Genomic DNA, 25,349 nt, shown 5'->3' with positions numbered 1-25,349 from the left:
CTCCTGACGGAGCGGCGCGCCGGGCGGTACCGCTGCCGGGCCGGTATGACGGACACCGCCGCTTTTCGGGGCGTCCGTTACTTCTTTTCGTTCTTTTCGCTGTCGCGAATATTTTTCTGATGCTGCTTGTACGTCTGCGCGAACAGATGAGTGTTGCTGCCGTCTTTTTTGGTCACATAGTACAAGTAGTCGGTGTCGGCGGGATACAGCACCGCTTCGATCGACTTGAGGCTCGGGCTTGAGATCGGCCCCGGCGGCAGCCCCTTGTGCGTATACGTGTTGTACGGACTGTCGACCTTCAGATCGTTGCTCGTCAGCTTTTCTTTTTGCTTGTCGAGCAAGTATTGGATCGTGGCGTCGATCTGCAGCGCCATGTCCTTGTTCAGCCGGTTCAGGATGATGCCCGCCACGATCGGCCGCTCTTCGTCGACGACAACCTCCCGCTCGACGAGCGAGGCGGCGGTCAGCAGCTGATGAATCGTCCAGCCGCGCTCCTCGAGCACGCTCTGCCAATCCTCTGGCAGCATGCCCAGCTTGCGATCGAGCTCGGCCAGCATCCGGTCGATGATGTCGGTCTCCGTGCTGCCCTTCTTCATCTCGTAGGTCTCGGGGAACAGGTAGCCCTCGATCGGATACCGGAGCTTGGCGTCCGCCGGGATCTGTCTGGCCCACGGCGAATTGGCGAGCTGCGCGGGATTTCTGACCGCATTCATGAACTTGTCCTTGTCGACGATGCCTTCCTTGGCCAGGCGGTCCGCCATCTGCACGACCGTGAAGCCCTCGGGGATCGTGAAGCGAATCGTGGCCGCCGCCACCGTCTCGCCATTGTTCAGCTTGGCGACAATCTCTCCGTTCGTCATCCCGGGCTTGAAGTCATAATCGCCGGCCTGGAACCGGGAGCCTTCGTTCTTGTACTTCAGCCACATGCTGAACAAAAACGTATTGCGGATCAGTCCGCTTGTCTCCAGCGTCTCGCCGACTTTTTTGGCGCCCATGCCCTTGCTGATCGTGACGCGGACGGGCTGTTCCGAAGCCGCCGGCGGGCGCAGGCCGTTCCAGACATAGACCAGGATGGAAGCGGCGGCAATGACGACAAGCCCGAGTGCGATCAGGAAGGACCATAATGCGGGATGCCCCTTGGACGGCGCCTCGCCGTATTCGTCTTCCTGCTCGTCCTGCCGGCGCTCGGTCTCCGGCGGCGCGGGGTCGTCCCGTTCGGATGCGCCCCGCGGCGTCCGGGATTCCGTGCGCGCTCGCGGCGGCAGCGGACCCTCCGGCTGCGCCGCCTCCCGGACCGGACGGGCGTGCTCCGCGTCAGGCTCCTCCCGGTCATCCGGAAGATTGCCCGAGTACACGGACTTCCACCCGTTGTTGTCGTCGTCGTCTCTGCTCACTGTCTTCCCTCCTGCTTGGGTCAAAAAACGGCCGGACAGCTCAAGAAGAGCGGTCGCCCGCTCTCCGCTTCGCCGATGCTGTCGGCCTTAAGGCCTCTCGTCGGTGCCGAACTGCAGATCGTCGTACGCCTCGGCGACGTCTTCCCATTCGTCGTCGTCGTCCAGCGACGCGAGCTGCGGCTCTCCGTCCTCCAGGAGGATGCGGAACACCTCGATATCGCCTTCCTGGCGCATGTCCTCGCTCTGAAGCACGGCGTAGGATGTCCCGCGGACCTCGAGCTCGGCCATGATCCGATAGGTTGTAGCCGTCCCCCGGTCGTCCGTCAGCTCGATCTCGCGTCCGAACTTGCCCTGCAGCATGCCGCTCCGGGCGTCGGTAGGCTTGCCCGCCTCGGTCATTGGTCCTCGGCGCCGCCGAATTCGGCCGCCAGCGTGTTGAACGTCTCCTCGACGATCTCCCACTCTTCTTCGCTCTCGATCGGGTACAGCTTGATCTCGTCGTCCTCTTCGTCGAAGCGGAACGCGTACACTTCTTGTTCTTCATCCTCCGCGTCGGCCGGCACGACCATCATGTACTTGCGGTCGGTGCCGTCGTCAAGCTCGAAGCGCATGATGACCTCGAAGGCTTCGTCGTTGCCGTCGTCGTCGGGAATATAAATGATCTCCGCTTCGTCTTCCGGGCGGATCGTATCGTCAGCCATGCAAGTTAGCCCCTCTCCCTCTGGAATCCAAATAGCTCTGAAGCAATATTGCGGCTGCCATCTTGTCGATGACCTGCTTGCGCTTGGCCCGGCTCACGTCGGCCTCGAGCAGCGTCCGCTCGGCGGCGACGGTCGTGAGCCGCTCGTCCCACAGCTTGACGGGAAGCCCGAGCGTCTCCTCGAGTCTGCCGGCGAACGCGATGCACAATTCGCCCCGGGGGCCGACCGTGCCGTTCATGTTCTTCGGCAGGCCGAGCACGATCTCCTCGGCCTCGAGCTCCGCCGCCAGCTCCGTCACTCTGCGCAGACAGGCGTCTTCGGTCTTGTGCTGGATGACCTCGACGCCCTGCGCCGTCCAGCCGAAGGCGTCGCTGACCGCCACGCCCGTGCGTCTGTCACCGTAGTCCAACGCCATGATCCTCGGCATCAGCGGTGCTGCTGAAGATAAAAGCGGACCATCTCTTCGATGAGTTCGTCGCGTTCTTTCTTCCGGATCAGACTTCTGGCATTGTTGTGCCGCGGGATGTAGGCCGGATCGCCGGACAGCAAGTAGCCCACGATCTGATTGATGGGATGATATTCCTTCTCCACCAGCGCGTCGTGCACCGTCAGCAAGATATCCTTCGCGGAGATCTCCTCCGGATCGGGCATGACGTCGAATTTGACCGTCTTATCCATATGGTTCTTGTCGGACGAGCTCATTGTCGCAGCACCTCGCTTTATGCCAACATCATATCATATTCTCTGCTGGACGGGAAATGGAAGCGCCAAGCAGCAGCCGCAGCGTTCGACACGCTCTCAGCGCCGAACGCGCCTCCGCTCCCTCCCAAACCCATGCCTCAGGCGCCGGCGCCCGCTGCCTCGACCAGTCTCTCGGCCGCGCGGAGCGCCTCGCCGAGCTTGGCCGGGTCCTTGCCGCCTGCCTGGGCGAGCTCCGGCTTGCCGCCGCCGCCGCCACCGCAGATGGCGGCCAGCTCCTTGATCAGCTTGCCGGCGTGCAGGCCACGCTTCACAAGCTCCGGCGCGACGGAGACGACCAGGCTGACCTTGTCGTCGTGCACAGCGCCCAGCACGAGCACCGCCTCGGGCAGCTTCGCCTTCAGCTCGTCGGCGACGCCGCGCAGCGCGTCCATGCCGCCCGCATTGACCTGCGCGGCCAGCAGCTTGAGGCCGCCGACTTCCCGGACGCCGCCGAGCAGGTCGGCAGCTTCCAGACGCGCCAGCCGGCCCTGCAGCGACTCGGCCTCGCGCTGCGACTGGCGCAGCTCGCCCTGGAGCGCCTCGACGCGGCGCGGCACCTCGGCGACGCCGGTCTTGAGCAGGCCGGCCGCGCTCTTCAGCAGGCCGATCTGCTCGTCCATGTACGCGTAGGCGTGACGGCCGGTGACCGCCTCGATGCGGCGTACGCCGGAGCCGATGCCGCTCTCGCCGACGAGGCGGAACAGGCCGATCTGCGCCGTGTTCGACACATGGCAGCCGCCGCACAGCTCGAGGCTGTAATCGCCGACGCGCACGACGCGCACGATGTCGCCGTACTTCTCGCCGAACAGCGCCATCGCGCCGAGCGACTTGGCTTCGTCGATCGGCTTCAGGCTGATGTCGACGTCGGTGCCGAGCCAGATCTGCTCGTTGACCCTGCGCTCGACATCCGCCAGCTCGGCCTCCGTGATCGCGCCGAAATGCGAGAAGTCGAAGCGGAGGCGACCCGGCTCGACCAGCGAGCCGGCCTGGTTGACATGTTCGCCGAGCACTTGCTTGAGCGCCTTGTGCAGCAGATGCGTAGCCGTATGGTTGCGCACGATGTCGGCGCGGTCGACCGCGTCGACGCTCGCCGTCACCTTGTCGCCGACCTTCAGGGTGCCCGAAGTGACGGTCACTTGATGCAGCGGCTGTCCATGCGGCGCCTTGCTCATGCCGCTCACCGCCGCGACGAGTCCGCCCTCGCCGACGAGCATGCCGGTGTCGCTCACCTGGCCGCCGCTCTCGGCGTAGAACGGCGTCCGGTCGAGGATGACCGACACCGTCTCGTCCGCGCCGGCCGCGTCGACGAACCGGTCGCCCGACACGATCGCCGCTACCGTGGCGCCCAGCATCAGCGCGCCATAGCCGTCGAACTCGCTCTTGACCGTATAGTCGGCGAGCGGTCCGCCCTGCACCTTCATGCTCTCCGTCTCCTGCCGCGCGGCGCGCGCCCGCCGACGCTGCTCGTCCATCGCCGCGTCGAAGCCTTCGCGGTCGACGGTCATGCCCTGCTCGGCCGCGTAGTCCTCGGTCAGGTCGAACGGGAAGCCGTACGTGTCGTACAGCTTGAACGCGTCCGCGCCCGATATCGTCTGCTCGCCGGCGGCGGCCGCCTTCGCGCACAAGTCCGCGAGCAGGGACAGCCCTTCGCTCAGCGTCTCGTGGAAGCGCTCCTCCTCGGTGCGGATGACGCGCTCGATGAACTCGGCCTTCTCGACGACGGCCGGATAGTAGCCGCCCATAATGTCGCCGACCGTCGGCACGAGCTGCCACAGGAACGGACGGTCGATGCCGATGACCTTGCCGTAGCGCACGGCGCGGCGCAGCAGGCGGCGGATGATGTAGCCGCGGCCCTCGTTGGACGGCATGACGCCGTCGCCTACGGCGAAGGCGACCGTACGGATATGGTCCGCGATGACCTTGAGCGCGACGTCGTGATCCGGGTTCGTCTTGTACGTCACGCCGGCGACGGCGCTGGCGCGCGCGATGATCGGCTGGAACAGGTCGGTGTCGAAGTTCGAGTCGACGTCCTGCACGATCGAGGCGAAGCGCTCGAGGCCCGCGCCGGTATCGATGTTCTTGTTCGGCAGCGGCGTGTAGCTGCCGTCCTTGTTGTGGTTGAACTGCGAGAATACGAGGTTCCACACTTCAAGGAAGCGCTCGTTCTCGCCGCCCGCATAGCACTCCGGATCGGACAGATCGCCATACGCGTCGCCGCGGTCGTAGAAAATCTCGGTGCATGGGCCGCAAGGACCCTCGCCGATATCCCAGAAGTTGTCGGTCAGCTTCACGATGCGCTCGGCCGGAATGCCGATCTTCTCGTTCCAGAACTTGAAGGCTTCCTCGTCTTCGGGGTGTACGGTGACGGACAGACGCTCCGGGTCGAAGCCGATCCACTCGGGTCCGGTCAGGAACTCCCATGCCCATGTGATCGCTTCTTCCTTGAAGTAATCGCCGATCGAGAAGTTGCCCAGCATCTCAAAAAACGTATGGTGGCGGCGCGTCTTGCCGACGTTCTCGATGTCGTTGGTGCGAATGCACTTTTGCGAATTGGCGATGCGCGGATTTTCCGGCTTCTCCCGCCCGTCGAAGTATGCCTTCAGCGGCGCCATGCCGGCATTGATCCAGAGCAGGGACGGGTCGTTGTGGGGCACGAGCGAGGCGCTCGGCTCGACGCGATGTCCTTTGGAAGCGAAGAAGCGAAGCCATCTGTCGCGTATTTCGGCGGCTTTTAACGGTTGCATGTTGGGGATCCTCCCTTGTAGTGGCGGCGCTGCGGCCTGTTCGATAAGCTAAAAAAAATAAAAAACGCCCCTGAAAATCAGGGACGAATCGATCGCGGTACCACCCTGGTTATCCCGCCGCGTCGGACTGTCGCCCAGCGCATTAATGCGGAATCGCCTTCAGTAGGCTGTAACGGGCCTGCCCGCCGGATCTGATCCGATGCTCGGAAGCCGGCTTCCCCCGCCCTTCGCACGAAGACGCTCGCAGCCGGGCCGGACCGCTCGTCCAGGTCGCTGTCGGCGACAGCGGACGATCGTCGGGCAAGGCGTCTTCTCTCTGCACTGCGGAACCTCGGGGTACTCTTGCTTCTTCAACGCGTGATTGGCTATTCTCATGCTGCCGCGTGTACGCGACGTTATCATTATAGAGTCGGTCTTTCGGCGGTGTCAAACGGTTTTTCGTCTGATATAGTAGGCGAACAGATGCTGGACGACGACACGCAGCGCCGCGTACATAGGTACGGCCAGCAGCAGTCCGATGACGCCGGCGAGCTCGCCCCCGATCAGCAGCACGAATATAATCGTGAGCGGGTGCATTTTCATCGACCGTCCCACGACCTGCGGACTGATGACATTGCTCTCGAGCGTCTGGCACAGCGTGTTGACGATGACGACGAACAACGCCATTTTCCACGAGATCGTGCATGCCATGATAAGCGCGGGCAGCGCCCCCAGGAACGGTCCGAGGTACGGAATAATATCGAACAGCGCGACGAATGCCGCCATCAGCAGCGGATAAGGCATGCCGATGACAAGATAGCCGATATACGCCGCCAGTCCGATGCAGAGCGATACGATGAACTGTCCGCGAATGTAGCTGCCGAGCGCCATATCGATTTCTTTGAGCAGCCGGATCGTCCCCTGCCGTCTCGCCCGCGGCAAATACTTGAGCACGGCCCGCTCGAATACGTCCATATCCTTCAGGATATAAAATACGAGAAAGGGTACGATCATCAGCAAAAACACGACATTGACGACGGCGCCGATATTGTTCAGGAAATCCGATATGCGCATGGAGATTTGCTTTTCCAAGCCGAACAGCGCCCTGTTGATCCCGCTTCGCAGCGTATCGGGGAGCGTGTCGTTTTTGTTGAAGCTGTCCATCAGGTTCTGGGCGCGCATCGTCAGCTCCGGCATATGATCGTTCAGCTCGCGCACCTGCGCCGCGAACATCGGCGTGACGTTCACCAGCACGACGACGCTGCTGCACACGAACACCGCGTAGATCAGCAGTACCGCCGCCGTCCGCGGCATCTTGCGGTGATGCAGCAGCGCGACGATCGGATTGAGCACATAGGCGATGATCATCGCGATCAGAAAAGGAGCAGAGACGGCCTTCGCGAAGCGCCACACCGACAGCAGCATCGGTCTGACGAGCGTCACGAGATAAAGCGCCAGCAGTCCGAGTATAATGTAGATCAGCACGGCGAGCAGGCGGCTTTGCGACAGCCGGTTCATCTTTTCACCCCCCGACCCATCTTGTCCGGCCCATTCCAGTATATGTACTTCGGTCTCTGCATAAACCTGATACAGGACAATCCTGTGCGCGAGCATACAAAAAAAGCCCCTGCGCGAAGCGCGGGGCCGTTCAGGGGCGATGATAATCCGATTGCCCGGAGCGAATCGTCACATGCCGCCAGCGTGAATATGCGGAGGGATCGGCTCCCCGAAGAACAAATCGTCGAGCGAGCTTAGCGTGCCGTCCTCCTCGACCTGATAAACGGACATTTTGTCCCCGTTTACCGTCAATTCAATAAAGCAGCTCCAGCAGTAGAACTGATGCGATCCGATTTTGCCGATATCTTTGGAATTGCAGTTCGGGCATCTCATCATCGGTTATCACCTGTCACTTTCCGTGTTAAGGTCTCTATCCATAATTCGTTCATATGATGCGGGTACGAGGATTGCGTCCTCGCCCAATGTCAAGTCCTTGGGTCCGTCCGGCAGGTAGAGACGCCGCCGACCCTCGAACACATCCGCGAGCAATCCGTCCGTCAACTCATAGCCTGCTATCTGTGTACCCGCGGTTTTGCGAAAATAAACATCGGATATGCGTCCGAGCTCCTGGCCCTCCAATGTATAGACGGGAAGCTCGCGCATTTGGATCAATCCGGTATGGAAAGTCCGCTGCAAATCTTTGCGCGACATGCGGCGGATCGACTCCTTGCCTTGGATAACAAGCGCATCCTCGCCGTATGTAACAATATCGCGCCACTTCACGATGCGGACTGTGCGGCGCAAGCCGAAGCTGCCGTCCAGCACGACATACTCGGCCTCCCAAAATTCGTCGAATCCGATGTCCAGCACGCGGCCGACCCGCTTCCCGCTGGGAAGCAATACCGGCAGGCCGATGCTCTGCTGCAAGCTTCGATTCATATCGCCCTCGCGTGATTAGGCTCTCGCCTGTTATCTCTTACGCAATCGCGCGACAATGGTTGCAGTTATTTCAGCCGTTTTGTCCGCTTGTTCGATAGTATTGCCCAATCCGAAGCTGAATCTTACCGAATTTTTGCATAAATGAGGCGCAAGTCCCATCGCGGTCAGCACATGCGACGGCTGCAGCGAGCCTGAGGTGCATGCAGACCCGCCGGAGGCGGCAATCCCCTGCAAATCCAGATTCATCAGCAAAGTCTCATTAGAAACGCCTTCGATGCCGATATTGAGTATATGCGGCAGTCGCCCCTGACAATCGGGGTCCCCATGCACCGAGACGATTCCCGGACCGAGCCGCGCGAGCAGCCCGCCGAGCAGCGCTTCGCGCACGGCCTCGGCTTGCTCGCGCCGTGCGTCCAGCGTATCCGCGGCGAGCTGCGCGGCCGCGCCGAAGGCGGCGATGCCGGGCACATTCTCCGTGCCCGCGCGGCGACGCCGCTCCTGGGAGCCGCCGTAGAGCAGCGGCTCCCAAGGGGTGCCCGTGCGCACATACAGGGCACCCACGCCCTGCGGTCCGCCGATCTTGTGGGCGGACAGGCTGAGCAGGTCGACGGGCAGCGCGCCAAGATCGATGCGCGCGTAGCCGAGCGCCTGCACGGCATCGCAGTGCATGACGGCGCCGTGCAGGCGCGCCAGCTCGCCGAGCTGCGCGACCGGCTGCAGCGTGCCCGTCTCGTTGTTGCCGTACATGACGCTCACGACGGCGGTGGCAGGACCGATCGCAGCCTCCGCGTCGGCGACGGATACGCGGCCGGCGGCGTCGACCGGCAGCACAGTGAGTGCGAAGCCTTCGGCCGCGAGTCGCTCGGCGGCATGCAGCACCGCATGGTGCTCGACCGCCGTCGTCACGATGCCGATGCGCTGCGGATCCCGCGCGCGCTGCGCCCTGGCCGCGCCGAACAGCGCGGCGTTGTCGGCCTCGGTGCCGCCGCCGGTGAACAGCAGCTCGTCCGGCCGGCAGCCGAGCGCCCGCGCGAGCGAATCCCGCGCGGTGGTGATGCGGCTGCGCGCCTGCCTCCCCCAGCGATGGAGGCTCGACGGATTGCCGGGTGTCTGCAGCGCCGCCAGTTGATACGCCTGCAGCGCCTCCGGATGCATCGGCGTCGTGGCCGCGTGGTCCATGTAGATGTAGGTTGGCTCCATCGCTTCTCCCTGCTAAATCCTGCTAAATATAGAACATGTAGCTGTCGGGCTTGCCCTCATCCTTGAAGTTGATGAGATCCGACAGCGTCGTGGAGTCGAGCACGCTCGCGATGCTGTCGCGAATGCGCAGCCACAGATCGCGCTTGGCGGCGTCATCCTCCTCGGTGAAGTCGACCGGACTGATCGGCCCTTCGAGTATGCGGATAATATCGCCTGCCGTTATTCCTTCAGGGTCTTTGGACAGCACATAGCCGCCGTATGCCCCGCGAATGCTTTTCACGAGACCGGCGTTGCGCAGCGGAGCGATCAGCTGCTCCAGATAATGCTCGGACAATCCGTTTTTTTCGGCGATGCTCTTGAGCGAGATCGGTCCCTCGCCGAACTTGGCGGCCAGCTCCATCATAATCGTCAATCCATAACGGCCCTTCGTCGATATCTTCATATCGGCACCTCATTCCACGCGAGACAACGGCGCAGCTTCATCTCTTTTTATATTTGATCGAACGTAATCTTGGATGCAAAAAAAAGGGAGTATCCCCATTCCACATCTATGTTATCACAACATCCTTCTTTGTGGACAATAAATCGGTGACATATTCATGGAATTTGCAATGTCGCGTGCGGTGGCGTGCGGCTCCGCAGCCCGATCCGGCGTCCTTCCTGCGGCGGCCGACGCCACTGCGCCGTCCTCCAAGTTGTGCTACAATGAGAAATGCCTCACACGGCATATCCCATTCGCTAGCGCAGGAGTGATTATTATAATGAAAGAACACAGATTTGCCAACCCTTCCGACACGCGTGTCGTCGTCGGCATGTCCGGAGGCGTGGATTCGTCCGTGACGGCGCTGCTGCTCAAGGAACAGGGCTTCGACGTCATCGGCGTGTTCATGAAAAACTGGGACGATACCGACGAAAATGGCGTGTGCACGGCGGAGCTTGACGCCGAGGACGTGCGTCGCGTCTGCGATCAGATCGGCATCCCCTACTATACAGTCAACTTCGAAGCGGAGTACAAGGACAAAGTATTCGCGTACTTCCTGGAAGAATATCGCAGAGGCCGCACGCCGAATCCCGACGTTATGTGCAATCGCGAGATCAAGTTCGGAGAGTTCCTGCAGAAGGCGCTCGACCTCGGCGCAGATGTCATCGCCACCGGCCATTATGCCCGCGTGACGTGCGAGAACGGCGAGTACAAGCTGCTGCGCGGCATCGACGGCAACAAGGACCAGACCTACTTCCTGCATGCGCTCGACCAGTCGCAGCTGGCGCGGGCGATGTTCCCGATCGGCCATCTGCCGAAGCCCGAAGTGCGGCGCATCGCCGAGGCGGCGGGCCTGGCTACGGCCAAGAAAAAAGACAGTACGGGCGTCTGCTTCATCGGAGAGCGCAACTTCAAGGAATTCCTGAGCCAGTATCTCCCCGCCAAGCCCGGCGACATGATCGATGCGACCACCGGAGAGGTCAAGGGCCGTCACGACGGCCTGATGTACTACACGCTCGGGCAGCGCCAGGGTCTCGGCATCGGCGGCTCGGGTACGGGCGAACCCTGGTTCGTCGCGGACAAGGATCTCGAGCGCAACGTGCTCTATGTCGTGCAGGGCGAGCGCGATCCGATCCTGTATTCGCACGGCCTCACGGCGGGCGACGTGAACTGGATCGCGCCCACGATGCCGGCAGGACCGCTGCGCTGCACCGCGAAGTTCCGCTATCGCCAGCCGGATCAGGGCGTGACGATCGCGCCGCAGCCCGACGGCAGCTTCGAGGTCGTATTCGACGCGCCGCAGAAGGCGATCACGCCCGGACAGGCCGTCGTATTCTACGACGGCGACACCTGCCTCGGCGGCGGCACGATCGAGCGCGTCCACAAGGCGGCGCTGACGGGACGCGGCTGAGCGGGGGCGGCGCGGGGGGCGCGAGAAGCTGGCATCGCCTCGACTACGAGAGGCGATGCTCGCTCCGGCGGCGCGCACAGCCCCATCGCCTCCACTACGAGAGGCGATGATCGCTCCGGCGGCGCGCACAGCCCCATCGCCTCCACTACAAGAGGCGATGATCGCTCCCGCGGCGCGTACAGCCCCATCGCCTCCACTACAAGAGGCGATAATCGCTCCGGCGGCGCGTACAGCCCCATCGCCTCCACTACAAGAGACGATGATCGCTCCGGAGGCGCGTACAGCCCCATCGCCTCCACTACAAGAGACGATGATCGCTCCGGAGGCGCGTACAGCCCCATCGCCTCCACTACAAGAGGCGATGCCAGCTCCGCCAACGCGTACAGCCCCATCGCCTCCACTACAAGAGGCGATGCCAGCTCCGCCAACGCGTACAGCCCCATCGCCTCCACTACGAGAGGCGATGACCTCGCGCGACAGCTGCACGCAAAAAACCTCCGGCATATGCCGGAGGTTCTTTGTTTACGATGTCGTGCTATAATGAGCGGCCGCGCAGGCGGTGCTTACAGCTTAACGACGTTGGATGCTTGCGGTCCGCGGTTGCCGTCGGTGATGTCGAATTCTACCGCTTGGCCTTCGTCCAAGGTCTTGAAGCCGTCGCCCTGGATAGCGGAGAAATGAACGAATACGTCGTTGCCGTCTTCTACCGAGATGAAGCCGTAGCCCTTCTCTGCGTTAAACCACTTAACTGTTCCTCTCAAATGAAAAACCTCCTAAAATCTCGCCGTAAATCGGCGAATGTCATCATTATAGCGGAATCCTTGTCAAGACGCAATATGTGAATTTTATGTCTCATTTTTCCGAAGAATGAGTGTCATACTCTCGGTCGGTACGAACGGCAGGCTGCAAGGAACCAGTCGCGCCTCCGCCTCAACCGCCAGTCCTTCCAGCAGCCGGTCCAGGTTCCCAGGACAGCGTGACGAGCGGATAGATGCGCACCTCGCCGCCGGGTCTCGTCACCCGCAGCAGCTCGCGCAGGGCGGCAGCGTGGAATGCTTCGCCAAACTGCTCCGCGTACAAAAACAGAAAATGGCTGCAAACGGCAAGTCCGAATGTGCCGTCCTCAAAAGGAAGGTCGGGCAAGCCCGCCGCCATGTATCTCCCGCCGCCCTCCGCCGATCGGAAGTGGCCAGCGAACATCGCATGCGACGCCTCCCGCAGCCGCCTGTGCCGCTCGGGCGACCCGTAGTAGCTCCAATCGTATATATGCGCCATGGCGGCAAGCTTGGCCGAGGAAGTGTCGATCTCCCGCTCCGCCGCGGCGATGACTTCCTCCCTGCTCCCTGCGTAGAAAGGATCTGCGGCATAGGCATCGATGCCCCGGGCGCAGAGCGCGGCCGTGAACGACGATGCGCCGCCTGCGACATCGAGCACCTTTTGTCCGGATAGCTGTCCGGCATCGATACCGAACATCCGCTCGTATTCCTCGAACGAACGACAGGTTGAAGCGACCCCTGCCTGGGGGTAAGCGAGCTTTTTCATTTTCCTGATCTCCTCTCGTCTCGTCAGACTCGTCTATGCTCGTCTCGGCTGTCCGACAGCCGTAACCCCTGCGGGTTATTACCACTTTGCCACCGCACTCCATTTCTGTCAATCGTCTTTTTGGACGTATTTTCCTGCCCGCAAGCCGCAGCGACATTGATTTCTGACGCCATCTCTTCTATAGTCAAGAATAGCGGCTTCGCCGTATTATTAACGGCACATCGCTGCCGGACGGGAGGCGTTTATCCATGTTCGCCAAACACGTAATTTACAAAAACGACCACTACAACATGCTGACCGTGGAGGTTCAGGGCAAGACGCTGGTCGTACGCCAGATCTCGGACCAATGGGGCGAGGAATGCCACAAGTTTTTAAGCCGTCCCGAGATGATGCACTGGGCGGAGAGAAGACTCGTCGCGGAGGATTTCCCCGGCGGAGAGCAGCAGCTTGCGGAGGTTATGAACAGCCTGCGCAACGTCTGACAGGCATATAGCCCGGGAAAGGAAGTCGCAGCTTCATGGATTACACAGCCACGCTCATATTCGCCATAACTTCGTTCGGCCTCGCCGCCGTGCTGATCTGGCAGCGCGATCACGTGCCCGCCAAGCTCAAGAGAGGACTTGCGATCGTCTCGCTGCTGCTGGTGGCGTTCGCTTTTTTTCTGATCGTATACGCCTTCTTCACTGCCGGCCGCGCTTGACGTCGGCCTGATAAGCGCGGGCGCGCGGGACATACTAGAACGGATTGCCATTCGTGCCATACGGGGGTCCGTTCATGAGTAGAGCAGCAAGGCCGCTGGCTGCACTGGCCGCAGCGCTGCTGCTGGCCGCAGCCTGCTCCCCGCAGCCCGCGCGGGAAGCCGCCGCCAGAGGCGAGAGCAAGACGATCGACGCGCGGGCCGAAGCCCGCCGCGAATCCAACGTACCGAGGAGGCCAATCAAGATGAATGAAGTGCCAAAACGCAGCGAGGTGCCCGCCGGGCATCGCTGGCATCTGGAAGACATCTATGCGAGCCAGGCGGAATGGGATCGCGAGTATGCCCAGGCGCGAAGCCAGATCGGCGAGATCGCCTCTTATCAGGGCAAGCTGGTCGACGCAGCTGCGATCTCTGACTGCTTCGCCAAGGACGACGAGCTGTCCCTGCTGACCGAGCGTCTCTACGTATACGCGAATATGCGCAGCCATGAGGACATGGCCGACTCGAAGTACCAGGCGCTCTCCGAAAAGGCGAAAAAGCTGAGCGTCGAAGCGGGTGAGGCGACGTCGTTCATCACGCCGGAAATCTTGAGCCTGTCCGAGGAGAAGCTTAAGGCCATCATCGCGGATCCTTCGGTTAAGCCTACATACCGGCGCACGCTCGAGGAGATGCTGCGGCAGAAGCCGCATACGCTCTCCAAGAGCGAGGAATCGCTGCTCGCCCAGGTCGGCAACCTGTCGCAGGGACCGAGCACGATCTACGGCATGATGAACAACGCGGACATGAAGTTCCCCAAGGTCAAAAACGACAAGGGCGAAGAAGTCGAGCTCACGCACGGACGGTATATCCAGTTCCTCGAGAGCCGCGACCGCAGCGTGCGCGAGGCCGCCTTCAAGGCGGTGTACGACACATACGGCAAATGGCGCAATACGCTGGCCGCAACCTTCAACGCAAACGTCACCAAAAACCTTTTCTACGCGAACGCCCGTCATTATCCGTCCGCCCTGGAGATGTCGCTGTTCGGCGACAACATCCCGGTCAGCGTTTACGACAATCTGATCGCGACGATCCACAAGCATCTGCCGCTCATGCACCGCTACATGGAGCTGCGCAAAAAGCTGCTCAAGGTAGACGAGCTCCATATGTACGATCTGTTCGCGCCGCTGGTCGAGGAGTTCGACATGGATATCGATTATGAGGACGCCAAGAAGACGGTGTACGACAGCCTGAAGCCGCTCGGCGACAGCTACCGCAAGGTGCTCCAGGAGGGCTTCGACGGCGGCTGGATCGACGTCTACGAAAACGAAGGCAAGCGCAGCGGCGCCTACAGCTGGGGCGCGTACGGCACACATCCTTACGTGCTGCTGAATCACAAGGACAACCTGAACAGCATGTTCACGCTCGCGCACGAAATGGGGCATGCGCTCCACTCGTATTATTCCGACGAGAGCAACGAGTACCGCGATGCGCAGTACACGATCTTCCTGGCCGAGGTCGCATCGACGCTGAACGAAGCGCTCCTGATGGATTATCTGCTCGACAAGTCGACGAACCCGAAAGAAAAAATGTACCTGCTCACCTACTATGCGGACCAGTTCCGCACGACGGTATTCCGCCAGACGATGTTCGCGGAGTTCGAGAAGATCGTGCATGCAAAGGCCGAAAGCGGCGAGCCGCTCACGCCCGAAGAGCTGTCCGCCATCTACTACGACCTGAACGTCAAGTATTACGGAGAGGGCATGGTCGTGGACAAGGATATCGCGATGGAATGGGCGCGCATCCCCCACTTCTATACGAGCTTCTATGTGTACAAATACGCGACCGGGTTCTCCGCCGCCACCAGCTTCGCCAAGCAGATTCTGAGCGAGGGGCAGCCCGCGGTCGACCGTTATCTGGGCTTCCTGAAGAGCGGCGGCAACGATTATTCGATCAACATCCTGAAGAAGGCCGGCGTCGATATGTCCACGCCGGAGCCGATCGAGCAGGCGCTCAGCGTGTTCGAAGGCTTGATCGAGCAAATGGAGAAGTTAACAGGGAACTAAGACCTATATATGAAGCTTCCCGGGAGTGCCCGCCGATGGCGGGCGTTCTTTTTTTATACCAAAGTACCAAAAGACGGCAGGAATCGAGCACGATCGACACGAATAGATAGACGGAATGCTCATGGGGAGTGGAGCCGAATGCTGCTGAAGGACCTGTCGTCAGAACAATTGCTGACCATTATATTCGAATACATGGCCAAGATCTCAAGCGAGTCGCGGCTGGACAAAGTTCTCGTGCTGATGGCCAACATGGGGCGCGAGATGATCGTCGCCGACCGCTGCACGGTCTGGTTGATCGACGAGGCGAGCGGCGAGCTGTACACGACGGTCGCCCACGGTGTGAAGGAGATCCGCATACCGATCGGCTCGGGCCTGGTCGGCCATGCGATCGCCACGGGAGAGCCAATCATTATCGAGGATGCCTACGACGATCCGCGGCACAATGCGGAGAACGACCGCAGGACGGGTTATCAGACGAAGTCCATCATCACGATTCCGTTCCGCAACAACGACGGACAGACGATCGGCGCCTATCAGGCGATCAACAAGATGACGGAGGCGGGCAAGTTCACGGACTACGACATGAACCTGCTGTCGCTGGCGGCCTCCTATGCGGGCAAGTCGCTTGAGTCCGTCATGCTCCACCAGGAGATCGCCGACACGCAGCGGGAGATCATCTCCACCATGGGCGAGATCGGCGAGATCCGCTCCAAGGAGACGGGCAACCATGTCCGTCGCGTCGCCGAGTATTCGTACGTGCTGGCCAAGGCTTGCGGGCTGTCCGACCGCGAAGCGGAGATGCTGCGCGACGTATCCCCGATGCACGATATCGGCAAGGTGGCGATTCCCGACGCCGTCCTCAACAAGCCGGGCAAGCTGACCGACGAGGAGTACGACATCATCAAATCGCACACGAGGATCGGCCACCAGCTGCTGCGCAGCTCGCGCCGGGAGCTGCTGTCCGCGGCCTCGATCATCGCCGAGCAGCACCACGAGAAATGGGACGGCAGCGGCTATCCGAACGGCCTCTCGGGCGATGCTATACATATATTCGGGAGAATCACGGCGGTGGCGGACGTGTTCGACGCACTCAGCGCGGAGCGCGTATACAAGGCCGCATGGCCCCTGGACCGCATCGAGCGGTTGTTCCGCGAGGAGCGCGGCCGTCATTTCGATCCCCGGATCGTCGATATTTTTTTCGAAAAGCTGGATGAGCTGGTGGAAATACGGGATCGGCTGAACGACACCGAAGCTTAAACGCTCCCCGCATGAAAATCGCATCTGTACCGAACGCCTCGACTCGCCTGGCCGGTCTCATGCCCTTCTTACCTATGTCAGGTCTTGACGATATATGGCGCGAGCGCCTGGCGCCAAGTGTCCTCCTTCTCCTCCAAGCCCCGATGCTGCCGCGTCGGGATCGGGCTCGTCGACGGCAGCTTCAGCACGACGCGGCTCTCGATCTCCTCTTTCCCGCCGTGATGCTTTTTGAGCGTATCGTAGGACTTCCCTCCGTTGCACACGATGACTCTGATACCGGGGGAAGCCCGCAGCAAACCGGGTATGTCGGTCGGCGCGGCGTCACGGATATCGGCGTCCAGACTTCCTTCCCGCTCGCAGGAAGCGATCGTATCCCATAACGCGAAGCCGTGCGCAAGCGCAAAACGAAGCCGATCCTCGTAGGACTCATGTGGCGTATCCGCGCCGTGAAGTCTGTAGAGAATCGGCCAAAAATGGTTGCGCGGATGTCCGTAGTAGCGGCTGGCCGCGAGCGATGCGGTTCCCGGCATGCTGCCGAGCACCAGTATCCGCGAGTTCGCGTCTGCGACCGGAGGCAGCGAGAACACTCTGCCGGTCTGTGTCATGAAGCGTCACCTCCGTCTCCCCATTGTGTCATGGCAAGACGGCAAAGGCAACCTCAAGGAGCGAGGTTGCCTTCAGTATGCGCAGAGGCGGAGGCGGAGATCAGCCCTTGACGCTGCCCGCGGTGAGTCCTTCGATAATCTGACGCTGCAGAACCATATACAGCAGCAGCACCGGCAGCACGCTGAATACGATGCCCGTACAGATCAGCGCGTAGTTCATCTGGAACATATCGCGGAAGCCGACCATGCCGGTAGGCAGCGTACGTAGCGAATCTTTGCTGATAAAGAAGTTGGCGAGCAAGTATTCGTTCCAGTTGCCCAGGAAGTTGACGATGAATACGGTGACCAGCGACGGGATAGACAGCGGCAAAATGATCTTGAGGAACATGCGGATCGCCCCCATACCGTCGACCGTCCCCGCTTCCTCCAGCTCATGCGGAATCGACTTCATGAACGCCGACAGCAGCAGCACGCTGAACGGCAGCGCGCCCGCCGTGTACGGGAGGAACAGCGCCCAGTGCGTGTCCAGGATGTGCAGATCGCGCACGAGGAAGTATTGAGCGATGAACAGGACGTTGCCAGGAATCAGCATGCCGATCAGCACGAATTGATAAATCCAGCGGCTCGGCGTGTCCAGCTTCATCCGCGTCAGCGCGAACGCCGTAGCAGACGCCAGGAACACGCCGACGACCGCGGAGCTGAGCGACAGATACAAGCTGTTGAAGAAGTAAACGCTGATCTTGGCCTTGACCCAGGTTTCCTTGTAATTGTCGAACGACAGGCTCTTGGGCAGGCCGAACGGATGCTGCGTGATCTCATTGTTGTCCAGCTTGAACGAGGAGAAGAGAACGAACAGGAACGGGACGAGAATGATGACGACGTAAACGAGCATGAAAATATGCGGTATGGCTTTTTTGGCGGTTGCCGGCATCAGTATTCAATCCTTTCCTGTCTTCTCGCGATCAGCAGCTGGTAGAGAGCCGTCAAAATGAGCGCGATGGCGAAAATAATGATCGACAGCGCCGACCCGTAGCCGTAATCGCCGAACTTGATCGCCTTGTTGACCATGTAGGAGGCCATGACGTCCGTACTGCCGGCAGGGCCGCCGCCCGTCATGACGAGGACGATGTCGACGACGCGCAGCGCGCCCGCAATCGACAGCATGATGACGACATTGATGATCGGCTTGATGAGCGGCACGGTCAAATACCAGGCGCGCTGGACGCCGGTCGCGCCGTCGATCATCGCCGCCTCGTCGATATCCTTCGGAATCGCTAGGATGGCGGCGAGGATCAATACGATATAGAAGCCCATCCACTGCCAGGCATTCGTCACGAGAATGGAGAACATCGCCAACTTCGGCTCTGCCAGCCAGTAGATCGTATCTACGCCGAAAGTTTTCAAGATGCTGTTGAGCAGCCCCACATCCGGATTGTAGATATAGCCCCACAGAATCCCGATAATCGACGTCGAGAGAATCGAAGGCATGAAGACCGTCGTCTTGTAAAAGCCCTGGAACCGCTTCACGCTGCTGATCAGCAGCGAGAAAATGACGATCAGCGGGACTTGGATACAGGTGGAGAACAGCAAGATGATCAGGTTGTTCCAGATCGAATTGCGGAACTCCGCATCCTTGAAGGCGTTGACGAAGTTGTCCAATCCGATGAACGCTTTGTCGTTCAGACCGTCCCAGTTGGTGAAGCCGTAATAAAAGGACGTAATCGTCGGATAAATGAAAAACATGAAATAAAGGACGATCGTGGGCAGCACGAACATCAAGTATATATAGGGATTTTTAAGTGCGCTTTTCATAGTTCCTCCCCCTGCTCCGTTAGCGGCGAATAAAAAGTCTCCGCCCACGCGGGGCGGGCGGAGACTTCTCTTCGCTTCTGCGGTGCGAGCTTACTTGGCTGACGCTGCGTTTTCGGCGTCTTGTACTTTTTGGATGGCGTCGCCCACTTGCTGCGCCGTCGCCTTGCCGGCGATCAGCTTTTGGAGCTGGGTTTCGGTCTCCGAATATACCTTCGATTGAACGATTTGGTCGAAGTGCGGGAACGTCTTGCTCGCGTTTTTCAGCGCGTCAAGCACTTCCTTGAGCAGCGGGTTCGTGACCTTGGCGAGCGATTCGTCGGACAGCTTCATGGAAGGCAGGACGCCGTCCTCGAGCAGGCCGCGAAGCTGCATCTCGTCGGAATACAGGTTTTTGATGAACGACTTGACGACGGCAAGCTCGCTGTCGTTCAGGTCGGCGGAGAAGCCGTAGCCTTCGGCGTAGTTCGCGTTCATCGCAGTTTGGTCGCCCTTGCCGTTCGGCACCGGAGCGAGCGCGATGTAGGACACTTTGCCGGCCAATGCGGCGCCGATCGCAGGCTTGCCTTCGGCATCCTTCTGATCCGTGAACGCGGAGTTTCTCCAGGAGCCGTCGAACATCATGCCGGCTTTGCCTGCGATGAAGTCGTTAAGCATGTCGTCGTACGTCTTGCCAAGCTCGCCCTTCGTGAAGTAGCCCGCTTTTTCGAAGTCCGCGTATTGCTGGTAAGCGGAGACGACGTCAGGGGAGTTCCACTTGGCTTCGCCCGTGATGAAGCCTGCATTCGTGTTCTCGCCGGCGATGCGGCCGATGAGCGTGTTGACGAACATATTCGGCACCCATCCGGCCTTGGAGCCGACGGCGATCGGCGTGATGCCGTTTTTCTTGAAGGTGTCGGCCGCCTTGATCAGCGCGTCCCAGGTCGTAGGCGCTTCAAGGTTGTACTTGGCGAACAGGTCTTTATTGTAGAATACGCCTTCGGTGTTGCCGCCGATCGGCAGGCCGTATACTTTGCCGTCTACGGACCACGGATCGAGGACGCTGAGGAACTTGTCCTTCAGGCCCAGCTCGTCGATGATCGGCGTCAGGTCGAGCAGACGTCCGGCCTTCGCGTACTTTTGCGCGTCGCCCGCGCCGGCGAACAGGGAGAAGATTTTCGGCGGGTTGCCTGCGGCCATCTCGGCGGGCAGCTTCGTGAAGCGGTTGACGCTGTCTTCGACGCCGTCGAGCTCGAACGTTACTTCCGGCACGTCCTTCTTGACGTTGTCGAGAACGCTGTTCAGGATCGCGAGGCGGAATTTGCGCGGCTCGCCGATCTGAATGTGACGCACGGTCATCGAGAACGGATCTACCTTCGCCGGCTCGGATGCGCTCGCAGACGGCGAAGCCGAAGCGGATGCCGAGGCGCTCGGGCTGGCGGATGCGCTTGCGGACGGGGAAGCAGCGTTGTTGTTGTCGTTATTGCTGCCGCAGCCTGCCAGAACGGCGGACATGGCGACCGATGCGGCCAATACGGAAGTCAGTTTCTTTTTCACTAGTTGACCCTCCCAATGGTTTGGTGTGCTGTTGACTTCTTCATTGTAGATTGAATCCGGCGTTATGTAAGGACGTTAAACCCCTAACTTGGGGATACAATCCTATAGTGGTCTTAAACAGCAAAAAAGACGCATCCGGCGCGCCGACTGGGCGTCAATCGACCGGATGCGTCGCTATTTGTCGCTAAATATCGCGATATGTCGAATGAGGGATGGAGCGGCGGCTTATACCGTCTATACGCGGAACGTCGCGGCGCCGACGGACTCGCCGCGCCACAGCAGCTCCGCCGAATCGCCGCCCGCCAGCTTCCCTACGCCCGCGGGCGTGCCCGTGAACAGCAGATCGCCCGGCCCGATGCCGTATATGCCGCCGACATGCGCCGTCAGCTCGGCGAGGCCGAACACCATGTCCGCCGCATCCCCGCGCTGGACCTCAACGCCGTTCAGCCGCATGGCGAAGATGTCCCCGCGCAGCTCCGCAGCGGGTTCATATCGAAGCCAGCGCCCGAGTGGCGCGGCATGGCGGAAGCCCTTGGCGGCGAGCCACGGATAGCCCTTCGCCTTCAAGCCGTCCTGCACATCGCGCAGCGTCAGGTCCAGCCCGACGGTGAAGTGCGTGTACAGCTCGTGCGGCGCCATGCCCGGCTCGTACTGCCTGCCCGCGATCCAGACGAGCTCGGCCTCGTAGTGGATCTCGCCCTGCCCGCCCGGCAGCAGGATCTCCTGTCCGTCCATCGGCACGACCGCATGCGTCGGCTTCGAGAATATCATCGGAGATTCGGGGACCGCGTTGCCGAGCTCCGCGGCATGCAGCCGGTAGTTGCGGCCGACGCAATAAATATTGCGATAATCGTTCGCTGTAGGAATCGTCATGTCTGTCGCAGCTCCTTATTTGACGGCCGCGAGCCAGCGGTCCGGATAGTTCGTGCAGAGTTGAAACCGCTGAGGAAAAGCGGCCAGCTTGCTCAGATCGCGCTGCTCGTTCACGGTCCACGCCATGACTTCGATGCCCGCCGCCTCCGTCTTCTCCAGCAGCGCCGCTGTCACGTATTTATGATGAAGGGAGAGTACGCTTGCCTGCAGCGACTCGAGTACGGCGGCGATGTTGGACGGCTTTTTGTCCAGTATAAGCCCCGTCCGGGTGCGGGGAGCATGGCGCCTTGCAGCCAGCAGCAGCGCATGATCGAACGAGGTGAGGATGCTATCCTCCTCCCGGCCGCAATCGCGCAGCAGCTCGGATACTTTGCGAGCGAGCAGGTCTTTGTCGGACGTCCCGTCCTTGAGCTCGATATTGAGCCGGCAGCGCCCCTGCGTCAGATCAAGCACCTGCGCGAGGGTGGGCACACCCTCCCCGGCGTACATGCGGTGGAACCAGCTGCCCGCATCCAGCCTGCCCAGCTCATCGGCCGTCAAGTCGCGCACTTTGGCCTTGACGCCGGTCGTCCGCTTCAGCGCGTCATCATGAATGACGACAGGCACCTCGTCCTTGGAGAGATGGACGTCCAGCTCGATCCAATGCACGGCCGGCTCGCTGAGGGCCAGCCTGAACGCAGCCAGCGTATTCTCAGGCGCCGCGCCCGACCAGCCGCGATGTGCAACGCAGGGATGCAGGTTTTCTTTGACGGATTCGGTCAATTGCAGTCATCCTTTCTATCGTGCGCGTGCCTTGATCAGGCCGTTCGAATCGATGGCCGCGCCATAGGACACTTTGTTGAGTCTGTCGAAAAGGGCTTGCGCCTGCTCCGGCTCCATCGGCCGGGGCTGAGAGTCCTTGGCGTACATCGGGTCGAACTTCAGCTCGCAAGCGCCGTCGGCGTTGCAAGTCGCGGTCAGAATACCCGTATCCTGCGTCTTCGAGTAGCCCTCCCGCGTCGTGAACACGAAGTTGCCAAGACTATAAGCGATCCACTTGCCCTTGTAGGCTTCGAAGCCCTGCAGCACATGCGGATGGCTGCCGATGATCAGATCGGCGCCCGCGTCGATCAGCGTGTGGCCTACGTCGAATTGCGCTTTTTTGGGCGTATCCGCGCGCTCGTTGCCCCAATGGACCATGACGACGACGATGTCCGCGAGCTTGCGCGCTTCCTTGACCGCCGCCACGGCCCGGGTCGTGTCATACGTCTCGGCGACGCCCGGATGATTCGGGCCTGCCTTCCACGAGCCCTCCGGCACGACGTTGGATACGGCGATATAAGCGACATTGATGCCGCCATGCTCCATATAGACCGGAGCGAACGCCTCCTTGTCGTCGGCGCCCGAGCCCATATGCTTGAGCTTGATATCGTCGAGCGCATCCATCGTATCGCTCAGGCCTTCCCAGCCCTGATCGAGCGTATGGTTGTTCGCCAGGCCGACGACGTCGAGACCCGCGTTTTTGAGGCCTGCCAGATATGCAGGCTTGCCTTTGAACACATAGGTCTTGTTCTCCGCGGGCGTACCGCGCTCGGTGATCGGCGCCTCCAGATTGCCCGCCGCGATATCGGCAGCCTCCAGAATCGGCTTCGCGAGCTTGAACGGATAGTCGACGCCGTGCTGCTCCATCAGCTTGCCGACGCCGGACGCCGGGAGGATGTCGCCGACGAAGGCCAGCGTCACCGTCCCGCCCGGCTGTCCTGCGCCGTCCGATGCGCCCGGCGTCTCGCTCGCCGATGGCTCGCCGCCGACTGTCGGCTCCGGCGATTCACCGGGCGACGACGGCTCGGGGCTATCCTGCGGCTGTGGATCGGGCGTGGCCGACGAGGCGGCGGCCCCCGGGCTCGCCGCCCCCGCGGACGCACCCGCACTTGCCGTCGTCTGCGGCTGCTGCGCTTGATGATTCCCGCCGCCCGCGATCCGGGCCGCATACGCGCCGACCCCGATGACGAGGACGACGATCAGCGCCAGCAAGGCGAAGAGCGGCCAGCGGCGCTTGCGTTTCGTTTTTTGTCTGCTTCGTACGCGGGAATAAGACATCGGGATAATACCTCCGGTTAAAGCTTAATGCCCGTAATTATACCATACCCCATGCCCCGTAGGCGAAGCATGCCGCCCGCCGGCGGGCGAAGCGTCGCAGCCCCGTATCCCCACACAGCGACGCCAAAAAAAGAGAGCCGCTCCGCACATGGCTGCGGAACGGCTCCCGCCGATCGTAATTGTATAGTCAGACTCTTGCGTACTCGCCGATTGTGATCGGCTGGCGCCCTTGTGCAGGCAGTCTGCCCGTCAAGACACCCGCAAGCGCGGTCATCATCGTCGGCTTGTTCTCGTATGTGCAGACGTACACGGGAACGGCCGGCGCGCCGAGCAGGTCGTACGGCGCTCGCAGGGCGGCCAGTACGAACGCCTTGCCCTCCAGGCTGCAGAGCGTCCGGATGAGCGCCGTCTGGCTGTCCGAGAAGCCGGCGTCATACGAAGCGAATACGATCGTCTCTGCGGAGCTCGCCGCCGACAACACACGCCCCTGCTCCTCCTCCGTCGGCTTCAGCCCTACGGCAAGCTCCGTCACGTCGAGGCCTTCGGCGCGCAGCGCCGCGCCCAGCGTCCAGCTCTGCTCGATCGCCTCGACGACCTCGGTATTCTCGCGCGGCTCGGCCCAGACGACCAGCGTCCGGTTGCCCTTTGGAATTGGCAGCAGCTCGCCGCCCTTGACGACCGTCACCGCGCGCTCGCTTAATTGCCGGGCGACGGCCTCCGCCTTTGACGCAACCGGCTGCAGCGGCAGCGCATCCGCGAACAGTCCCCGCTTTTCCTTGAGCGCCCACACCCGTCTGACCGCCTCGTCGATGCGCGAGAGCGGGATCTCTCCGGCCAGCGCTGCCTCATATACGGCCTCGAGCGCAGCGATCTGACGATCGAGCCGGTGGCTGACGAGGATCAGATCCGCGCCGCCCTTGATCGCTTCGACGGCGCCTCTGGCGACGCCGATCGTCTCCGAGATGGCGTTCATCTCGAGACAATCGGTGACGACGACGCCGTCATAGCCGAGCTGCTCGCGCAGCAGGCCGGTCAAGATGCGTTTCGACAGCGTGGCCGGCACGTTGTCCGGCTCGTACGCCGGGAATACGACATGCGCGGTCATGATCGCATCGACGCCTGCGGAGATGGCGGCCCGGAAGGGCACGAGCTCTACCGCATCCAGCCGGTCCCGTCCGTGCGGCACGACGGGCAGCTCGTAGTGCGAGTCCGAGCCCGTATCGCCGTGTCCCGGGAAGTGCTTCGCGACTGCGGCGATGCCGCCCTCCTGATAACCGCGGATCGCAGCCGTTCCGAGCTCCGCGACTTTGTACGGATTCTCGCCGTAGGCGCGCACGCCGATGACGGGGTTGCGGGGATTGTTGTTCACATCCAGACACGGCGCGAAGTTCATGTTGACGCCGATCGCACGCAGCTCGGCGCCCGACCATCTGGCCGCATCGCATGCCAGCTGCGCGTCGTCGGCTGCGCCGATCGCCATCGCGCCCGGCATGACGGTCACGCCCTCCTCCAGGCGGACGACCATCCCGCCCTCCTGGTCGATCGAGACCAAGAGCGGCGCGGCGGCGCGCGCCTGGAGCGCCTCGGTCATGCGCGCCACCTGCGCGGCGTCTCTCAGATTCCGGCGGAAGTAAATGATGCCGCCCAGACCGTATTCCTCGATCAGCCGGCCTATCCCTTCCGTCGGTTCATGGCCGCCGAAGCCGCACATGAACAACTGGCCGATCTTATTTTTAAGATCAAGCTGATCCAACGCAACATAACGATTCGACATACGGGTTCTCCTTTACCGACCGGCGCCGCCGGACGTCCGTTCGAGATT

The 25,349-nt window shown here is 61.4% G+C and carries 27 protein-coding genes; 5 read left to right on the top strand and 22 right to left on the bottom strand.

Annotation, left to right across the window (positions count from 1 at the left end; translation table 11 throughout):
* Nucleotides 1-77 precede the first annotated feature (77 nt).
* From mltG to cymR, 11 genes are all read right to left on the bottom strand, one after another.
* A complete protein-coding gene (gene mltG / locus VQ071_RS03470) occupies nucleotides 78-1,394 on the bottom strand; it encodes an endolytic transglycosylase MltG (RefSeq protein ID WP_340512470.1) in 1,317 nt (438 codons plus the stop codon).
* A gap of 87 nt (nucleotides 1,395-1,481) precedes the next feature.
* A complete protein-coding gene (locus VQ071_RS03465) occupies nucleotides 1,482-1,793 on the bottom strand; it encodes a DUF1292 domain-containing protein (protein WP_340512469.1) in 312 nt (103 codons plus the stop codon).
* Complete coding sequence (locus tag VQ071_RS03460; protein ID WP_340512468.1) at nucleotides 1,790-2,095, bottom strand: DUF1292 domain-containing protein; 306 nt, start codon at nucleotides 2,093-2,095, stop codon at nucleotides 1,790-1,792. Before VQ071_RS03460 ends, VQ071_RS03465 begins: the two co-directional genes overlap by 4 nt.
* Nucleotides 2,088-2,522: a Holliday junction resolvase RuvX gene (gene ruvX / locus VQ071_RS03455; protein ID WP_340512467.1), complete on the bottom strand. Its 435-nt coding sequence runs from the start codon at nucleotides 2,520-2,522 to the stop codon at nucleotides 2,088-2,090. Before ruvX ends, VQ071_RS03460 begins: the two co-directional genes overlap by 8 nt.
* Complete coding sequence (locus VQ071_RS03450; protein WP_271749126.1) at nucleotides 2,522-2,797, bottom strand: IreB family regulatory phosphoprotein; 276 nt, start codon at nucleotides 2,795-2,797, stop codon at nucleotides 2,522-2,524. Before VQ071_RS03450 ends, ruvX begins: the two co-directional genes overlap by 1 nt.
* Before the next feature lie 137 nt (nucleotides 2,798-2,934).
* Complete coding sequence (gene alaS / locus VQ071_RS03445) at nucleotides 2,935-5,580, bottom strand: alanine--tRNA ligase (protein ID WP_340512466.1); 2,646 nt, start codon at nucleotides 5,578-5,580, stop codon at nucleotides 2,935-2,937.
* A 426-nt stretch (nucleotides 5,581-6,006) separates the two neighbouring features.
* The gene (locus VQ071_RS03440) at nucleotides 6,007-7,077 is read right to left on the bottom strand and encodes an AI-2E family transporter (protein WP_340512465.1); all 1,071 of its coding nucleotides are present in this window, start codon (nucleotides 7,075-7,077) and stop codon (nucleotides 6,007-6,009) included.
* Nucleotides 7,078-7,245: 168 nt separating this feature from the next.
* Nucleotides 7,246-7,452, bottom strand: a complete 207-nt coding sequence (locus tag VQ071_RS03435; protein WP_090114827.1) for a hypothetical protein — start codon at nucleotides 7,450-7,452, stop codon at nucleotides 7,246-7,248.
* A gap of 6 nt (nucleotides 7,453-7,458) precedes the next feature.
* The gene (locus VQ071_RS03430) at nucleotides 7,459-7,995 is read right to left on the bottom strand and encodes a PRC-barrel domain-containing protein (RefSeq protein WP_340512464.1); all 537 of its coding nucleotides are present in this window, start codon (nucleotides 7,993-7,995) and stop codon (nucleotides 7,459-7,461) included.
* 30 nt (nucleotides 7,996-8,025) lie between these two features.
* On the bottom strand, nucleotides 8,026-9,195 hold the full coding sequence (locus tag VQ071_RS03425) for a cysteine desulfurase family protein (RefSeq protein WP_340512463.1): 1,170 nt from the start codon (nucleotides 9,193-9,195) through the stop codon (nucleotides 8,026-8,028).
* 22 nt (nucleotides 9,196-9,217) lie between these two features.
* Nucleotides 9,218-9,637: a cysteine metabolism transcriptional regulator CymR gene (gene cymR, locus VQ071_RS03420; protein WP_340512462.1), complete on the bottom strand. Its 420-nt coding sequence runs from the start codon at nucleotides 9,635-9,637 to the stop codon at nucleotides 9,218-9,220.
* A gap of 319 nt (nucleotides 9,638-9,956) precedes the next feature.
* Between cymR and mnmA the strand changes: the two genes are divergently transcribed.
* A complete protein-coding gene (gene mnmA / locus VQ071_RS03415) occupies nucleotides 9,957-11,087 on the top strand; it encodes a tRNA 2-thiouridine(34) synthase MnmA (protein ID WP_340512461.1) in 1,131 nt (376 codons plus the stop codon).
* On the opposite strand, the gene VQ071_RS03410 is transcribed toward mnmA, so the two are convergent.
* The 3 genes from VQ071_RS03410 to VQ071_RS03400 all read right to left on the bottom strand — a co-directional run bounded on the left by VQ071_RS03410 (nucleotide 11,012) and on the right by VQ071_RS03400 (nucleotide 12,629).
* Nucleotides 11,012-11,539 carry a hypothetical protein gene (locus tag VQ071_RS03410; protein WP_340512460.1) on the bottom strand — a complete coding sequence of 176 codons (528 nt, stop codon included), beginning with the start codon at nucleotides 11,537-11,539 and terminating at the stop codon, nucleotides 11,012-11,014. The genes mnmA and VQ071_RS03410 overlap by 76 nt on opposite strands.
* A gap of 111 nt (nucleotides 11,540-11,650) precedes the next feature.
* Nucleotides 11,651-11,848: a cold shock domain-containing protein gene (locus VQ071_RS03405; protein WP_340512459.1), complete on the bottom strand. Its 198-nt coding sequence runs from the start codon at nucleotides 11,846-11,848 to the stop codon at nucleotides 11,651-11,653.
* Nucleotides 11,849-12,017: 169 nt separating this feature from the next.
* Nucleotides 12,018-12,629 carry a class I SAM-dependent methyltransferase gene (locus VQ071_RS03400; protein ID WP_340512458.1) on the bottom strand — a complete coding sequence of 204 codons (612 nt, stop codon included), beginning with the start codon at nucleotides 12,627-12,629 and terminating at the stop codon, nucleotides 12,018-12,020.
* A 248-nt stretch (nucleotides 12,630-12,877) separates the two neighbouring features.
* Between VQ071_RS03400 and VQ071_RS03395 the strand changes: the two genes are divergently transcribed.
* From VQ071_RS03395 to VQ071_RS03380, 4 genes are all read left to right on the top strand, one after another.
* Nucleotides 12,878-13,111 carry a hypothetical protein gene (locus VQ071_RS03395; RefSeq protein WP_271749117.1) on the top strand — a complete coding sequence of 78 codons (234 nt, stop codon included), beginning with the start codon at nucleotides 12,878-12,880 and terminating at the stop codon, nucleotides 13,109-13,111.
* A 35-nt stretch (nucleotides 13,112-13,146) separates the two neighbouring features.
* Nucleotides 13,147-13,329 carry a hypothetical protein gene (locus VQ071_RS03390; RefSeq protein WP_340512457.1) on the top strand — a complete coding sequence of 61 codons (183 nt, stop codon included), beginning with the start codon at nucleotides 13,147-13,149 and terminating at the stop codon, nucleotides 13,327-13,329.
* A gap of 242 nt (nucleotides 13,330-13,571) precedes the next feature.
* Nucleotides 13,572-15,368 (top strand): oligoendopeptidase F, encoded by a 1,797-nt coding sequence (gene pepF / locus VQ071_RS03385; RefSeq protein ID WP_340512907.1) that lies wholly within the window; start codon nucleotides 13,572-13,574, stop codon nucleotides 15,366-15,368.
* A 138-nt stretch (nucleotides 15,369-15,506) separates the two neighbouring features.
* Nucleotides 15,507-16,625, top strand: a complete 1,119-nt coding sequence (locus tag VQ071_RS03380) for an HD domain-containing phosphohydrolase (RefSeq protein WP_340512456.1) — start codon at nucleotides 15,507-15,509, stop codon at nucleotides 16,623-16,625.
* A 77-nt stretch (nucleotides 16,626-16,702) separates the two neighbouring features.
* Here VQ071_RS03380 and VQ071_RS03375 read toward each other — a convergent pair whose 3' ends face one another.
* The 8 genes from VQ071_RS03375 to nagZ all read right to left on the bottom strand — a co-directional run bounded on the left by VQ071_RS03375 (nucleotide 16,703) and on the right by nagZ (nucleotide 25,301).
* The gene (locus VQ071_RS03375; protein WP_340512455.1) at nucleotides 16,703-17,230 is read right to left on the bottom strand and encodes a DNA-deoxyinosine glycosylase; all 528 of its coding nucleotides are present in this window, start codon (nucleotides 17,228-17,230) and stop codon (nucleotides 16,703-16,705) included.
* A 100-nt stretch (nucleotides 17,231-17,330) separates the two neighbouring features.
* A complete protein-coding gene (locus VQ071_RS03370) occupies nucleotides 17,331-18,161 on the bottom strand; it encodes a carbohydrate ABC transporter permease (RefSeq protein WP_340512454.1) in 831 nt (276 codons plus the stop codon).
* Nucleotides 18,161-19,042 carry a carbohydrate ABC transporter permease gene (locus VQ071_RS03365; protein ID WP_340512453.1) on the bottom strand — a complete coding sequence of 294 codons (882 nt, stop codon included), beginning with the start codon at nucleotides 19,040-19,042 and terminating at the stop codon, nucleotides 18,161-18,163. The genes VQ071_RS03370 and VQ071_RS03365 overlap by 1 nt, the downstream gene beginning before the upstream one ends.
* Nucleotides 19,043-19,132: 90 nt before the next feature.
* Entirely contained in the window at nucleotides 19,133-20,575 is a 1,443-nt protein-coding gene (locus tag VQ071_RS03360) for an extracellular solute-binding protein (protein ID WP_340512452.1), read from the bottom strand.
* Nucleotides 20,576-20,809: 234 nt separating this feature from the next.
* Entirely contained in the window at nucleotides 20,810-21,448 is a 639-nt protein-coding gene (locus VQ071_RS03355) for a fumarylacetoacetate hydrolase family protein (RefSeq protein WP_340512451.1), read from the bottom strand.
* A gap of 15 nt (nucleotides 21,449-21,463) precedes the next feature.
* The gene (locus VQ071_RS03350) at nucleotides 21,464-22,210 is read right to left on the bottom strand and encodes a glycerophosphodiester phosphodiesterase (protein WP_340512450.1); all 747 of its coding nucleotides are present in this window, start codon (nucleotides 22,208-22,210) and stop codon (nucleotides 21,464-21,466) included.
* A gap of 15 nt (nucleotides 22,211-22,225) precedes the next feature.
* Entirely contained in the window at nucleotides 22,226-23,527 is a 1,302-nt protein-coding gene (locus VQ071_RS03345; RefSeq protein ID WP_340512449.1) for a CapA family protein, read from the bottom strand.
* Nucleotides 23,528-23,714: 187 nt separating this feature from the next.
* Entirely contained in the window at nucleotides 23,715-25,301 is a 1,587-nt protein-coding gene (gene nagZ, locus VQ071_RS03340; protein WP_340512448.1) for a beta-N-acetylhexosaminidase, read from the bottom strand.
* Nucleotides 25,302-25,349 lie beyond the last annotated feature (48 nt).

Origin of the sequence: Cohnella sp. 56 (assembly GCF_037963805.1) — a bacterium.
Taxonomy (GTDB): domain Bacteria; phylum Bacillota; class Bacilli; order Paenibacillales; family Paenibacillaceae; genus Cohnella.
Note: the sequence above shows the minus strand (reverse complement) of the source record. Positions and strands in the feature narration are given on the sequence as shown.

Bases quoted from the DNA above. Each gene is read 5' to 3' on its own strand.
- VQ071_RS03395 (WP_271749117.1), top strand. From the start codon at position 12,878: ATGTTCGCCAAACACGTAATTTACAAAAACGACCACTACAACATGCTG.
- alaS (WP_340512466.1), bottom strand. From the start codon at position 5,580: ATGCAACCGTTAAAAGCCGCCGAAATACGCGACAGATGGCTTCGCTTC.
- VQ071_RS03370 (WP_340512454.1), bottom strand. From the start codon at position 18,161: ATGCCGGCAACCGCCAAAAAAGCCATACCGCATATTTTCATGCTCGTT.
- VQ071_RS03380 (WP_340512456.1), top strand. From the start codon at position 15,507: ATGCTGCTGAAGGACCTGTCGTCAGAACAATTGCTGACCATTATATTC.
- VQ071_RS03390 (WP_340512457.1), top strand. From the start codon at position 13,147: ATGGATTACACAGCCACGCTCATATTCGCCATAACTTCGTTCGGCCTC.
- ruvX (WP_340512467.1), bottom strand. From the start codon at position 2,522: ATGCCGAGGATCATGGCGTTGGACTACGGTGACAGACGCACGGGCGTG.
- VQ071_RS03430 (WP_340512464.1), bottom strand. From the start codon at position 7,995: ATGAATCGAAGCTTGCAGCAGAGCATCGGCCTGCCGGTATTGCTTCCC.
- pepF (WP_340512907.1), top strand. From the start codon at position 13,572: ATGAATGAAGTGCCAAAACGCAGCGAGGTGCCCGCCGGGCATCGCTGG.
- VQ071_RS03375 (WP_340512455.1), bottom strand. From the start codon at position 17,230: ATGACACAGACCGGCAGAGTGTTCTCGCTGCCTCCGGTCGCAGACGCG.
- cymR (WP_340512462.1), bottom strand. From the start codon at position 9,637: ATGAAGATATCGACGAAGGGCCGTTATGGATTGACGATTATGATGGAG.
- VQ071_RS03440 (WP_340512465.1), bottom strand. From the start codon at position 7,077: ATGAACCGGCTGTCGCAAAGCCGCCTGCTCGCCGTGCTGATCTACATT.
- VQ071_RS03450 (WP_271749126.1), bottom strand. From the start codon at position 2,797: ATGAGCTCGTCCGACAAGAACCATATGGATAAGACGGTCAAATTCGAC.
- mnmA (WP_340512461.1), top strand. From the start codon at position 9,957: ATGAAAGAACACAGATTTGCCAACCCTTCCGACACGCGTGTCGTCGTC.
- VQ071_RS03460 (WP_340512468.1), bottom strand. From the start codon at position 2,095: ATGGCTGACGATACGATCCGCCCGGAAGACGAAGCGGAGATCATTTAT.
- VQ071_RS03435 (WP_090114827.1), bottom strand. From the start codon at position 7,452: ATGATGAGATGCCCGAACTGCAATTCCAAAGATATCGGCAAAATCGGA.
- nagZ (WP_340512448.1), bottom strand. From the start codon at position 25,301: ATGTCGAATCGTTATGTTGCGTTGGATCAGCTTGATCTTAAAAATAAG.
- VQ071_RS03400 (WP_340512458.1), bottom strand. From the start codon at position 12,629: ATGAAAAAGCTCGCTTACCCCCAGGCAGGGGTCGCTTCAACCTGTCGT.
- VQ071_RS03355 (WP_340512451.1), bottom strand. From the start codon at position 21,448: ATGACGATTCCTACAGCGAACGATTATCGCAATATTTATTGCGTCGGC.
- VQ071_RS03465 (WP_340512469.1), bottom strand. From the start codon at position 1,793: ATGACCGAGGCGGGCAAGCCTACCGACGCCCGGAGCGGCATGCTGCAG.
- VQ071_RS03345 (WP_340512449.1), bottom strand. From the start codon at position 23,527: ATGTCTTATTCCCGCGTACGAAGCAGACAAAAAACGAAACGCAAGCGC.
- VQ071_RS03425 (WP_340512463.1), bottom strand. From the start codon at position 9,195: ATGGAGCCAACCTACATCTACATGGACCACGCGGCCACGACGCCGATG.
- VQ071_RS03365 (WP_340512453.1), bottom strand. From the start codon at position 19,042: ATGAAAAGCGCACTTAAAAATCCCTATATATACTTGATGTTCGTGCTG.